Here is a 12,965-nt window from a genome sequence, read left to right as displayed (position 1 = left end):
GGGTCACGACTTCCCTTCCGGACCGGTCACGGCGGGAGCGGTGAGCTCTTCCTCCTCGGGCAGTTCCTCGGTGTCGACGCCGCGGACCTGGGACAGCTCGTGCTTGAGGGCCGCGAGTTCGGCGCCGCCCGCCATGTGGTTGGTGAGCTCCTCCAGGGTGATGGCGCTGCGTTCGGCGGAGAGTTCGAGGGTGCCGAGGCGCAGGACGCTGAAGTGGTCGCCGACCATGTAGGCGTGGTGCGGGTTGTGGGTGATGAAGATGACGCCGAGGCCGCGTTCGCGGGCGGCGGCGATGTACTTCAGGACCACGCCGGACTGCTTGACGCCGAGGGCGGCGGTCGGCTCGTCCAGGATGAGGACGCGGGCACCGAAGTAGACGGCGCGGGCGATGGCCACGCACTGGCGCTGGCCGCCGGAGAGGGTGCCGATGGGCTGGTCCAGGTCGTCCAGGACGATGCCCATGTTGCGCAGTTCGCGGTCGGCGGTCTCCTTCATCTTCGCGATGTCCAGACGCCGCACGGGCCAGGGGCCCTTGGTCATCTCGGAGCCGAGGAAGAAGTTCCGCCACACCGGCATCAGGGGGACGGTGGCGAGGTCCTGGTAGACGGTGGCGATGCCCTTGTCGAGGGCGTCGCGCGGGGTGGAGAAGCGGACCGGGGCGCCGTCGACGAGGAAGTCGCCCTCGGTGTGCTGGTGCAGCCCCGAGATGATCTTGATGAGGGTGGACTTGCCGGCGCCGTTGTCGCCGAGCACGCAGGTCACCTGACGGGGGAAGACCTTGAGGTCGACGCCGTGCAGGGCACGGATGTTGCCGTAGGACTTGCCGGCGCCGCGCAGTTCGACGATCGGGGCGCCGTCGGCGGGCGCGTCGTCCTGGAGGACGGCGCCGTGGGTTCCGGTGGTGTTGTCTGTCATCGGGTCACCTCCTGGTCGCGGTCCGCTGGACCCACAGGTTGATCATCACGGCGCCGAGGAGCATCACGCCGAGGAAGGCCTTGAACCAGTCGGGGTTCCAGCCCGCGTAGACGATGCCCTGCTGGACCATGCCGAACATGAAGGCGCCGAAGACCGGGCCGATGGCCGAACCGGCGCCGCCGGTCAGGAGGCAGCCGCCGATGACCGCGGCGGAGATGTAGATCAGCTCCTGGCCCACGCCCTCGCCGGACTGCACGGTGTTGAAGGAGAACAGCTGGTGCATGCCGACGAACCAGGCGGCGAAGCCGACCAGCATGAACAGCGAGATCTTGGTGAAGTTCACCGGGACGCCGACCGCGCGGGCGCTGTCCTTGTTGCCGCCGACCGCGAAGATCCAGTTGCCGTACTTGGTGCGCAGCAGGACCCAGGTGGCGATGGCGGCGAAGAACAGCCACCAGAAGATGGTGATCTTCACCTGGACGCCGCCGATGTCGAAGGAGGACGCGAAGACCGCCTTGACCTGGTTGAAGCCGTCCATGTTGCTGATGTCGTCGGTGGCGACGTTGCCGGTGACCAGCTTGGTCACCGCGAGGTTCACGCCCTGGAGGATCAGGAAGCTGCCCAGGGTGATGAGGAAGCTCGGCAGTCCGGTCTTGACGACCAGCCAGCCGTTGAGGAAGCCGATGCCCAGCGACACGACGAGCGCGACGATCACGCCCGCCCAGACGTTGAGGGTGAGCTGGTAGCTGAGCATGGCGGCGGTGAGGGCCGAGGTGATCACCGCGACGCCGGCGGAGAGGTCGAACTCGCCGCCGATCATCAGGAGGGCGACCGGCAGCGCCATGATGCCGATGGTCGAGGACTGGTAGAGGATGTTCGCCATCGAACTGGCCTCGCGCACCGGCGGGGCGGCGACCAGGAAGAAGACGTAGACCGCGACCGCGCCGAGGAAGACGCCGACGTCCGGCCGGGCCAGGATCCGCAGCGCCAGGGGGCGCTGTGCGGTCCGCCCGTCCTTCTCCTTCGGGCCGGGGGCCGACGGCGTCGCCACCGCCGGCTGTGCCTGCTGACTCATACCGATCACCGGGTGCCCTTCGCGGCGAACTCGGCGACCTTGTCGACGTTGGACTTGTCGACGAAGGCCGGGCCGGTCAGCACCGGCTGCTCACCGCCGCCGCTGTAGTTGCCGTTGTTCTTGTAGAGCCACAGCGAGTCGATCGCCAGGTAGCCCTGGAGGTAGGGCTGCTGGTCCACCGCGAACTCGATGGTCCCCTTGCTGATGGCCGTGGTGAGGTCCTTGTTGAGGTCGAAGGTGGCGACCTTCGCCTTGCTGCCCGCGTCGGACACCGACTGCGTGGCGATCAGCGCGATCGGGGCGCCGAGGGTGATCACGTGATCGATGGCCTTGTCCTGCGTGAGCTTGGCGGTGATCGTGGACTTCACCGAGGGCGCGTCCGTGCCGTTGACGTACAGGGTCTCCGTGGTCCCCGAGAACGTCTTCTTCACGCCGTCACAGCGCTGGGTGAGGCCGACGTTGCCCTGCTCGTGGATGACGCAGACGACCTTCTTCGCACCCTCCGAGTTCAGCCGGTTGCCGAGCGCCTCGCCCGCGACCGACTCGTCCTGGCCGAAGAACTCCATCAGACCGAGCTTCTTCCAGTCGCCCAGACCGGAGTTGAGGCCGACGATCGGGATCTTCGCGGAGACGGCCTTGGCGACGACGGCCTTCATGGCGTCCGGCTTGGCCAGGGTGACCGCGATCCCGTCGACCTTCTGGTCGATCGCGTTCTGCACCAGGCCGGCCTGGTTGCCCGCGTTCGGGTCGGCGGAGTAGACGAGCTTGATGTTGTCCTTGTCGGCGGCGGCCTGGGCACCCTTGCGGACGATGTCCCAGAACGTGTCGCCCTGCGACTGGTGGGTGACCAGCGCGACCGTCATGCGAGGAGTGGACGCCTTGCCCGCAGAGGCCGCCGATCCTCCCTCTTCGGACTTCTTTCCGCCGGAGCTGCTGGAGCAGCCTGCGAGGGTCAGGGCTGCCGCCGCGGCGACGGCCACGATCGGGGCCAGCCTGCGCGAACGGGACTGGGAAGAGCGGTCCATCCTGCACCTCACTGTGCGACCGGAGAAGGAAGGGATCCGGCGGATCCCCGGCCCGGGCCGACGGAGACGGTCCGGGTCACTGCTGTGCGCTGGGACGGGATACAAGTCCCTGTGAGGCCCGCTGTCAATACTTTGTTAAGACATCATTTCACATACAGGTCCGAATGTAAGTACAAACCATTGACAGCGCGACCCGCCCCGATCTACACCTGAGGGGCATCCGCCCACGTGCTTACCCGCTCCCACCGGACGTACCCCTGCCCGGTCCGCCGACGCCCGCCCGCCGTCCGACACACCCCGTCCGAATGAGGTCCTCCATGAGCCAGCCGACCACCCGCCTGACCGTCGCCCAGGCGCTGGTGCGGTTCCTGTCCGCCCAGTACACCGAGCGCGACGGTGTCCGGCACCGGCTGATCGCCGGCACCTGGGGCATCTTCGGCCACGGCAACGTCGCGGGAATCGGCCAGGCGCTCCTGGAGTACAGCGACGTCATGCCGTACCACCAGGGCCGCAACGAGCAGGCGATGGTGCACGCGGCGGTCGGGCACGCCCGCCAGCTGGACCGGCTCTCGGCGCAGGCGGTGACCACGTCCATCGGCCCGGGCGCCACCAACCTGGTGACCGGCGCCGCCCTCGCCACCATCAACCGGCTGCCGGTGCTGCTGCTCCCCGGCGACTACTTCGCGAGCCACGCGCCGGACCCGCTGCTGCAGCAGCTCGAGCACCCGAGCGAGTTCGACGTCTCCGTCAACGACACCCTGCGCCCGGTCTCCCGCTACTTCGACCGGATCACCCGCCCCGAGGCGCTGATCCCCTCCGCGCTGAACGCCATGCGGGTCCTCGCCGACCCGGCCGAGACCGGCGCGGTCACCCTCGCCCTCCCCCAGGACGTCCAGGCGGAGGCGTACGACTGGCCCCAGGAGTTCTTCGCCGAGCGTGTGTGGCGGGTCCGGCGGCCTGCCCCCGACCCCGTGGAGCTGGCGGACGCCGTGAGCGCCGTACGGGCCGCTCAGCGGCCGTTGATCGTCGCGGGCGGCGGAGTCCACCACAGCCGCGCGGAAGACGCCCTGAGGGCCCTTGTGGGGGCCACGGGCATCCCCGTCGCCTCGACCCAGGCGGGCAAGGGCTCGCTGCGCCACGACCACCCGGCCGACCTGGGCGGGATCGGGCACACCGGGACCGCCGTCGCGGACGACCTGGCGCGCACCGCCGACCTGGTCATCGGCGTCGGCACCCGGTACACGGACTTCACCACGGCCTCCGGCACCCTCTTCCAGAACCCGGAGGTCCGCTTCCTGAACCTGAACATCACCGGCTTCGACGCCCACAAGCTGGCCGCGCGGACGGTCGTGGCGGATGCACGGACGGCCCTGGAGGCGCTCACGGGGGCACTGTCCGGGTACCGCGTGGACGGCGCCTACGAGGCCGAGTACCGGGCCGGCAAGGAGCGCTGGGACGCGGTCGTCGAGGCCGCCTACCGCGCCGACGACGAGGACGCCGTGCCCACCCAGACCCAGGTGCTCGGGGCCCTCGACGCCGTCGTGGGCGATGACGACGTTGTCATCAACGCGGCCGGCTCGCTCCCGGGCGACCTGCACAAGCTGTGGCGGGCCCGCTCGCCGCGCCAGTACCACCTGGAGTACGGCTACTCCTGCATGGGTTACGAGATCCCGGCCGGCATCGGCGTCCAGCAGGCGGCCCCGGACACGGTGGTCTGGTCGCTGGTCGGCGACGGCACCTATCTGATGATGCCGACCGAGATCGTCACCGCCGTCCAGGAGGGCCTGCCGGTCAACCTGGTCCTCATCCAGAACCACGGGTACGCCTCCATCGGAGGCCTCTCCGAGACGGTCGGCGGCGAGCGGTTCGGCACCGCCTACCGCTTCCGCTCCGCCGACGGCACCTTCGGCGGCGCCCCGCTGCCGGTGGACCTCGCCGCCAACGCGGCCAGCCTCGGCATGGAGGTGCTGCGCGCCAAGACCGTGCGGGAACTGCGCGAGGCCCTTGCGGCGGCCCGCGCGAGCGACCGGCCGACGTGCGTGTACGTGGAGACGGACCCGGCGCCGACCGCGCCCGGGGCCGAGGCCTGGTGGGACGTGCCGGTCGCCGAGACCGCCGCCCGCGAGGCCGCCGTGCACGCCCGCGAGGAGTACGACCGGCAGGTCGCCGACCGCCGCCGGCACCTGTGACCCCCGACCCCCGGAAGGAGGTGTCCCGGTGGCCCGTACCGGTGATTCCGCCCGCAGCGCGACCGTCTCGGCGCTCGACACCCTGGACTTCGCCCTGGACCGCGGCAGTCCGGTTCCGCTCTACTACCAGCTCGCCCAGCAGCTGGAGGAGGCCATAGAGCACGGGGTGCTCGCCCCGGGCAACCTCCTGGGCAACGAGATCGACCTCTCGGTGCGGCTCGGGCTGTCCCGGCCCACGGTCCGCCAGGCCATCCAGTCCCTCGTCGACAAGGGGCTGTTGGTGCGCCGCCGGGGCGTGGGCACCCAGGTGGTGCACAGTCAGGTCAAGCGGCCGCTGGAGCTGAGCAGCCTCTACGACGACCTGGAGTCGGCCGGGCAGGGCCCGACCACCCGGGTGCTGGGCAACGAGCGGATTCCGGCGGGCGCCGAGGTGGCCGCCGCGCTCGGCATCGCGGAGGGCGCGGAGGTGGTCGTCCTGGAACGGCTGCGCTGCACGCACGGCCAGCCGGTGGCGTTCCTGTGCAACTACCTGCCCGCCGCCCTGCTCGAACTCGACACGGAGCGGCTGGAGTCGACCGGTCTGTACCGGATGATGCGCGCGGCCGGCATCACCCTGCACAGCGCCCGGCAGACGGTGGGCGCCCGCAGCGCCACCGCCGAGGAGGCCGTGCGGCTCGACGAGAGGGAGGGCGCCGCCCTGCTGACCATGCAGCGGACCGCGTACGACGACACCGGGCGGCCGGTGGAGTACGGCAGCCATGTCTACCGGGCGTCCCGGTACGCCTTCGACTTCCAACTGCTGGTACGGCCGTAGGACATGCCGTGCCGGGGCGATTGCTGCGGGTTTAACCGCTGGTCCCGACAGCCGAAACCAACACGCCCGCACACGAGCCCCCACGGAGTTTGTCCCGTGGGGGCTCCGTCGTCCCGCTTTGTTCAACAAACCGGCAGGCGACCATGTCGATTACGTTTCGGGCAAGAGACGGGCGAGAGAGCCGCAGGCTATTGACGCATGAGCGGACAAGCGGCTGTTATTGCGCCCACGATGTTCGGCCGAGTTGGTTTCTGATCGGTTTCGGGACCTTTCGAAGATCAACTCTTCCCCTTGCCGAACCCTGTTACTACAGGAGCCGCCATGCGCATCTCCCCGTCCGGTCTTCACGTGCCGGGTCCGAGCCGCCGTAACGTCCTGCGCGGTGCCGGTTCGGCCGCCCTCCTCGCGGGCGCCGGCATACCCCTGCTCTCCGCCTGCGGCGGCAGCGGATCCTCCTCCGACCCGAAGACGGTCAGCCTCGGCTCCAACTCCTCCGACGCCGTGCCTAAGAAGGCCTTCGCGGAGATCTACGCCGCCTTCACCAAGCAGTCCGGCATCAAGGTCGACGTCAACACGAAGGACCACAACACCTTCCAGGAGCAGATCAACTCCTACCTGCAGGGTACGCCGGACGACGTGTTCACCTGGTTCGCCGGTTACCGCATGCAGTTCTTCGCGGCCAAGAACCTGGCCTCGCCGATCGACGACGTGTGGGCCAAGATCGGGGACAACTTCCCCGACGCGATGAAGCAGCTCAGCAAGGGCGAGGACGGCAAGTACTACTTCGTCCCGCTGTACACGTATCCCTGGGCGATCTTCTACCGCAAGAGCGTCTTCCAGGCCAAGGGCTACGAAGTCCCCACCACCTGGGACGCGTTCGTCGCCCTGTGCAAGAAGATGAAGAACGACGGCCTGGTCCCGATCGCGTTCGGCGACAAGGACGCCTGGCCGGCGATGGGTACCTTCGACCAGATCAACTTCCGCCTCAACGGCTACGACTTCCACAAGTCCCTGATGGCGGGCAAGGAGGCGTGGACCGACCCCAAGGTCAAGGCCGTCTTCGACCACTGGGCCGAGATCCTCCCCTACCACCAGGACGGCTTCATGGGCCGCACCTGGCAGGACGCCGCACAGACCCTGGTGTCCAAGAAGGCCGGCATGTACGTCCTCGGCTCCTTCGTGGCCCAGCAGTTCACCAACAAGGCGGACCTGGACGACCTCGACTTCTTCGCCTTCCCGGAGATCAACTCCGCGTACGGCCAGGACACCGTCGAAGCGCCCACCGACGGCTTCATGGTCAGCAAGTCCCCCAAGAACCACGACGGCGTCGTCAAGCTCATGGAGTACCTGGGCACCCCCGAGGCCGAGCAGATCTACCTCAAGGCCGACTCCAGCGTGGTGGCCGCCTCCAGCAAGGCCGACACCTCGTCCTACTCCGCGCTGCAGAAGAAGGCGTACACGATGATCAGCGGCGCCAAGAACCTCACCCAGTTCATGGACCGCGACTCGCGCCCGGACTTCACCTCCACGGTGATGCAGCCCGGTCTGCAGAAGTTCCTGCAGAACCCGAAGGGGATCGACAGTCTGCTCTCGTCCATCGAGCGCCAGAAGAAGACGATCTTCGCGTCCCAGTGAGCTCCCGAATGTCGACCGACACCCCCACGAAGTCCCAGGAGGCGGCCGCCGTGCCGCCTCCTGGGCGCGCGTCCGAGAAGAAGCGGGTCCAGCGGGGCCACAAGCGCCTGCTGACCCGCCGTGACCGGATCACCCTCGCCTTCATGGCGGGCGTGCCGACGATCCTCCATGTACTCCTGGTCTGGGTGACCGCCCTGGCCTCGATCCTGCTTGCCTTCACCTCCTGGGACGGCATCGGGTTCGACTCCATCAAGTGGGTCGGGCTCGACAACTTCCATCAACTCTTCAGCGACAACCCGCAGTTCTGGCCGGCCGTCGAGCACAACGTCATCTGGTTCGTGGTGCTCATCCTGATCCCGACGCCGTTCGGCCTGTTCCTGGCCGTGCAGCTGGACAAGAAGATCCGGTTCAGCCGGGTCTACCAGACGGCGTTCTTCCTCCCGGTCGTCATCTCCCTGGCCTGCATCGGGTTCGTGTGGCAGCTGATCTACAACCCGGACACGGGTCTGATCAACAGCATCATCGGCGCCAACAAGCCGGGCCACTACATCGACTGGATCGGTGACCCGAACCTCAACCTGTGGGCGGTCCTGGTCGCCGCGTCCTGGCGGCACACCGGCTACATGATGATCCTTTACCTGGCCGGCCTGAAGAGCGTCGACCCGTCGCTGCGGGAGGCCTCGGCCCTCGACGGCGCCAACGAGTGGCAGACGTTCAAGAACGTCATCTTCCCGACGCTGCGGCCGACCAACACCATCGTCCTGGTCGTGACCATCATCGAGGCACTGCGCGCCTTCGACCTGGTCTTCGTCTTCAACAAGGGCGCCCAGGGAACCGAGTTGCTCTCCATCCTGGTGACCAACAACATCATCGGCGAGTCCAGCCGCATCGGTTACGGCTCGGCGATCGCGGTGGTGCTGCTGTTCATCTCGCTGATCGTGATCATTCCCTACCTGATCGCGACCTTCCGGAAGGAGCGCCGCGCATGAGCACCGTGAGCAGCGCGCTGCCCAAGCAGCGCAACCCGATCCGCCCGGCCCGCGTGCTGCTGCACGCGTTCCTGGCCCTCACGGCCCTGGCGTGGCTGGCGCCGCTGCTGTGGGCGATCTTCTCGGCGCTGCGCCCGTACAGCGAGACCAGCGACCGCGGTTACGTGTCCTGGCCGCACACGCTGAACTTCGACAACTTCAAGAACGCGTTCACGCAGTCGGACATGACGCACTACTTCATGAACACGCTGGTCATCGCGGTCCCGGCCGTGCTGCTCACGCTGTTCCTGTCGTCGATGGTCGCGTTCTACGTCGCCCGCTTCGACTTCCGGGTCAACCTGTTCCTGCTGCTGGTGTTCACGGCCGGCAACCTGCTGCCGCAGCAGGTCATCATCACCCCGCTGTACCGGATGTACCTGCTGACGAACCTGCCGGGGATCACGCAGAGCGGCAAGCTGTACGACTCGGCGCTCGGCCTGGTGTTGATCCATGTCGCGTTCCAGTCCGGCTTCTGCGCGTTCGTGCTGTCGAACTACATGCGTTCGCTGCCGCACGAGCTGACCGAGGCCGCGCTGGTGGACGGCGCCTCGGTGTGGCGGCTGTACTGGCAGATCACGCTGCCGCTGTGCAAGCCGGCTATGGCGGCCCTGGCGACCCTGTTGTCGATCTGGATCTACAACGACTTCTTCTGGGCGCTGGTGCTGATCTCGACCGGTGAGAACATGCCGATCACGTCGGCGCTGAACAACCTCTCCGGCCAGTACTTCACCGACCCGAACCTGGTCGCCGCCGGTTCCCTGCTGACCGCGATCCCGACGCTGATCGTGTACTTCGCGCTCCAGAAGCAGTTCGTCAGCGGTCTGACCCTGGGCTCCGCCAAGGGCTGATCCGGCCCCCTTCGAAAGAGAACCTCGTGCACAACCCGTTCACCCCGGTCGCCGCGGTGCCCGTGGACACGCGCACCGCCCGTGTCCACGAGGAAGGCTGGCAGTCCTGGTCGCCCAGCGGCGCCTACGCCCTCGGCGCGGCCCCGTACCGCCCTGCGAACGCCAACTGGGCGACCGTGTGCTACCGCCCCGGCCGCGGTGTCCCCGCCGGGGCCTTCCAGGGCGAGGGCCTGCTGGCACTCGACCCGGCCGACGGCTCCCCGGTACGGCTGTGGGCGGCGGCCGACCCGTTGCACGAGGTGCCGTCGGTCCGGCTGACCGTGGCGGGCGGGGTCGCCGAGGTCGAGGCCGACGGCCCGGTCAAGGAGTGGACCGGCGCGGACATCCAGTCCGTGCTGGGCGAGTGGGCCGTCGCCCTGGCCGTGCCGGCACCCCGCCCGGCGCCCACCGTCTGGTGCTCCTGGTACGAGTACTTCACGGCCGTCACCGAGGACGACATCCACGAGAACCTGCGGGCGATGGACACCCTGGACCTGCCGATCGACGTGGTGCAGATCGACGACGGCCACCAGAGCGCCCTGGGCGACTGGCTGACCCTCTCCGGCCGCTTCCGCTCCCGGCGGGGCATCGCCGACGCCATCCGCGCCCGCGGCCGCCGGGCGGGCATCTGGACGGCGCCGTTCCTGGTCGACCCGGGGAGCGACCTCGCCGAGACGTACCCGGACTGGCTGGTCCGCGACCCGGACGGCAGAGCGCTGCGCGCGGGCCGCAACTGGGGCCACGCGTTGTACGTCCTGGACACCACCCACCCGGGCGCCGCGGCCTACCTCACCGACGTCTTCGCGACGCTGCGCGCCGAGGGCTACGACTACTTCAAGGCCGACTTCCTCTACGCGGGCGCCATGGACGGGGTACGGCACTCGGGCGCGGACGCGCTGACCGCGTACCGGCTGGGCGTCGGCCTGATCCGGGAGGCGATCGGCGCGGACGCCTACCTGCTGGGCTGCGGCGCGCCGATGCTGCCCTCCATCGGCCTGTTCGACGCGATGCGGGTCAGCCCGGACACGGCTCCGCACCGCCGCCCCGAGGCCGACGACTACAGCCAGCCGGGCCAGGACCCGGCCGAGTTCACCGGCGTCGGCCGCCAGTGGCAGCACAACCGCCTCTGGGTCAACGACCCCGACTGCCTGATGGCCCGCCCCGCCGTGGAGACGCGTGCGCGCTGGGCGGCGCACGTGGAGGCCGTCGGCGGCCTGGTCGCCTCCAGCGACCGGCTGCTCTCCCTCGATCAGTGGGGCGTGGAGACGACCCGCCGCCTTCTCACCGCAGCCACCGGAGCCAACCGATGACCGACCGCACCCTCTCCGTCCCCGGCATCGCCTACGGCGGCGACTACAACCCCGAGCAGTGGCCCGAGGAGGTGTGGGCCGAGGACGTCCGCCTGATGCGCGAGGCGGGCGTGAACATGGTCAGCGTCGGCATCTTCTCGTGGGCGCTGATGGAGCCCTCCGAGGGCGTCTACGACTTCTCCCGCATGGACCGGATCCTCGACCTCCTCCACGAGAACGGCATCGCAGCCGACCTCGCCACCCCGACGGCCGCCCCGCCGGCCTGGTTCTTCCGCGCCCACCCCGAGGCGCTCCCGGTGGACCACGACGGCCGCACCCTGTCCTACGGCAGCCGCCAGACGTTCTGCCCGAGCAGCCCCGCCTACCGCGAGGCCGCGCTGCGCATCGCGGGCGCGATCGCGGACCGGTACGCGAGCCACCCGGCCGTCAGGATGTGGCACGTCCACAACGAGTACGGCTGCCACAACGCGGCCTGCTACTGCGACACCAGCGCGGCCTCCTTCCGCCGCTGGCTGCGGGCCCGCTACGGCGACGACCTGGCGGCCCTCAACGACGCCTGGGGCACCACCTTCTGGAGCCAGTGGTACTACGACTGGGACGAGGTCCTGCCGCCCCGCGCGACCGGCGCCGTGCCCAACCCGACGCACCAGCTGGACTGGCGGCGGTTCTGCTCGGACGAACTCCTCTCCCTGTACACGGCCGAGCGGGACGTCCTCAGGGCGGCGGCACCCGCCATCCCGGCTACCACCAACTTCATGGTGATGTTCAACTTCGACGCCCTCGACTACTGGCGCTGGGCGCCGGAGCTGGACGTGGTGGCCAACGATCACTACCTGATGTCGGCCGACCCGGAGTCGCAGATCGACATCGCGCTCAGCGGCGACCTGATGCGCTCGCTGGCGGGCGGGCCGTGGCTGCTGATGGAGCACTCGACGGGCGCGGTGAACTGGCAGCCCGTCAACCGGGCCAAGACCGCCGGCGAGTTGCGCCGCAACGCGCTCGCGCACGTGGCGCACGGCGCCGACGGCATCTGCTACTTCCAGTGGCGGGCGGCGAAGGCGGGTGCCGAACAGTGGCACTCGGCGATGCTGCCGCACGCCGGGACCGACAGCCAGATCTGGCGGGACGTGGTCCGGCTGGGCGCCGATCTCAAGGCACTCGCCGAGGTGCGCGGCAGCACCGGCACGGCGGAGGTGGCCGTCGTCTGGGACTGGGACGCCCGGTGGGCCGTGGAGCTGCCCTCGCAGCCGAGCGAGCGGCTTCGCTACCTGGACGTCGTCCGCGCCTGGTACGAGCCGCTGTGGCGGGCCGGCGTCGCGGTGGACTTCGTCCGCCCGGACGCCGACCTGTCGGCGTACAAGGTGGTGCTGGCGCCGAGCCTGTACCTGGTGGACGACACCGGCGCGGCGAACCTCGCGGCCTTCACGGAGGCCGGCGGCACCCTCGCCGTCGGCTTCCACAGCGGCGCGGTGGACGAGAACTGCCATGTCCGGCTGGGCGGTTACCCGGGCGCCTTCCGGGAGCTGCTGGGCGTCTCCACGGACGAGCTGTTCCCGCTGCTGCCCGAGGAGCGGGTGACGCTGAGCGCGGGCGGCCGGGGCTCGCTCTGGTCGGAGCGGGTGCGGCTCGCGGGCGCGGAGGCGGTGACGTCGTACGCCGACGGGCCGCTGGCCGGAGTCCCTGCGGTGACCCGGCACGGGTACGGCGCGGGCACCGCCTGGTACGTGGCGACGCTCCCGGACCCCGACACCCTGGCGGGGCTGCTCGGCCGGATCCGCGCCGAGGCGGGCGTGGCGTCCGGGCGGGTCGCTCCGGCCGGTGTGGAGGTGGTGGTGCGGCGGGGTGCGGACGCGGACTACGTGTTCGTGATCGACCACGTCGGCGGGGGAGCCGAAGTCCCGGTCGCCGCAGGGTCGGTGGAGCTGCTGTCCGGGAAGCCGGCCGACGGGACGGTCGTCGTGGCGCCGGGCGAGGTCGCCGTCGTGCGGGAGTCGCGGCGGGACGCGTAGCCGCCGGGGGCGGTGAGGCCGTTCGGCGGCTGCGGGTCCGTCGTGGCTTGTCGCGCAGTTCCTCCCCCAGCCTTCGGC

General features: G+C 69.6%; 10 protein-coding genes. 7 read left to right on the top strand and 3 right to left on the bottom strand.

Annotated features, from left to right (window positions below; translation table 11 throughout):
- Positions 1-3: 3 nt before the first annotated feature.
- From ACFY0K_RS24780 to ACFY0K_RS24770, 3 genes are read right to left on the bottom strand one after another with little or no spacing between them, the layout of a single operon-like run.
- A complete protein-coding gene (locus ACFY0K_RS24780; RefSeq protein WP_390641692.1) occupies positions 4-915 on the bottom strand; it encodes an ATP-binding cassette domain-containing protein in 912 nt (303 codons plus the stop codon).
- A 4-nt stretch (positions 916-919) separates the two neighbouring features.
- Positions 920-1,990, bottom strand: coding sequence for an ABC transporter permease (locus ACFY0K_RS24775; protein WP_390641691.1), 1,071 nt, complete (start codon positions 1,988-1,990; stop codon positions 920-922).
- 5 nt (positions 1,991-1,995) lie between these two features.
- Positions 1,996-3,015: a sugar ABC transporter substrate-binding protein gene (locus ACFY0K_RS24770; RefSeq protein WP_351956014.1), complete on the bottom strand. Its 1,020-nt coding sequence runs from the start codon at positions 3,013-3,015 to the stop codon at positions 1,996-1,998.
- Between the two features lie 317 nt (positions 3,016-3,332).
- On the opposite strand from ACFY0K_RS24770, the gene iolD reads away from it, so the two are divergent.
- The 7 genes from iolD (at position 3,333) to ACFY0K_RS24735 (ending at position 12,887) form a co-directional block, all read left to right on the top strand.
- Positions 3,333-5,204: a 3D-(3,5/4)-trihydroxycyclohexane-1,2-dione acylhydrolase (decyclizing) gene (gene iolD, locus ACFY0K_RS24765; RefSeq protein WP_390641690.1), complete on the top strand. Its 1,872-nt coding sequence runs from the start codon at positions 3,333-3,335 to the stop codon at positions 5,202-5,204.
- A gap of 28 nt (positions 5,205-5,232) precedes the next feature.
- Entirely contained in the window at positions 5,233-6,018 is a 786-nt protein-coding gene (locus ACFY0K_RS24760; RefSeq protein ID WP_390641689.1) for a GntR family transcriptional regulator, read from the top strand.
- Positions 6,019-6,339: 321 nt separating this feature from the next.
- On the top strand, positions 6,340-7,653 hold the full coding sequence (locus tag ACFY0K_RS24755; RefSeq protein ID WP_390641688.1) for an ABC transporter substrate-binding protein: 1,314 nt from the start codon (positions 6,340-6,342) through the stop codon (positions 7,651-7,653).
- An 8-nt stretch (positions 7,654-7,661) separates the two neighbouring features.
- The gene (locus ACFY0K_RS24750) at positions 7,662-8,642 is read left to right on the top strand and encodes a carbohydrate ABC transporter permease (RefSeq protein WP_390641687.1); all 981 of its coding nucleotides are present in this window, start codon (positions 7,662-7,664) and stop codon (positions 8,640-8,642) included.
- Positions 8,639-9,529 carry a carbohydrate ABC transporter permease gene (locus ACFY0K_RS24745; protein ID WP_351956009.1) on the top strand — a complete coding sequence of 297 codons (891 nt, stop codon included), beginning with the start codon at positions 8,639-8,641 and terminating at the stop codon, positions 9,527-9,529. Before ACFY0K_RS24750 ends, ACFY0K_RS24745 begins: the two co-directional genes overlap by 4 nt.
- 26 nt (positions 9,530-9,555) lie before the next feature.
- The gene (locus ACFY0K_RS24740; protein WP_390641686.1) at positions 9,556-10,878 is read left to right on the top strand and encodes a glycoside hydrolase family 36 protein; all 1,323 of its coding nucleotides are present in this window, start codon (positions 9,556-9,558) and stop codon (positions 10,876-10,878) included.
- The gene (locus ACFY0K_RS24735; RefSeq protein ID WP_390641685.1) at positions 10,875-12,887 is read left to right on the top strand and encodes a beta-galactosidase; all 2,013 of its coding nucleotides are present in this window, start codon (positions 10,875-10,877) and stop codon (positions 12,885-12,887) included. Before ACFY0K_RS24740 ends, ACFY0K_RS24735 begins: the two co-directional genes overlap by 4 nt.
- Positions 12,888-12,965 lie beyond the last annotated feature (78 nt).

The organism is Streptomyces sp. NPDC001507 (assembly GCF_042894765.1).
Lineage (GTDB): Bacteria > Actinomycetota > Actinomycetes > Streptomycetales > Streptomycetaceae > Streptomyces.
The sequence above is the reverse complement of the archived record's forward strand: the minus strand, read 5'-3'. Positions and strand labels throughout refer to the sequence as shown.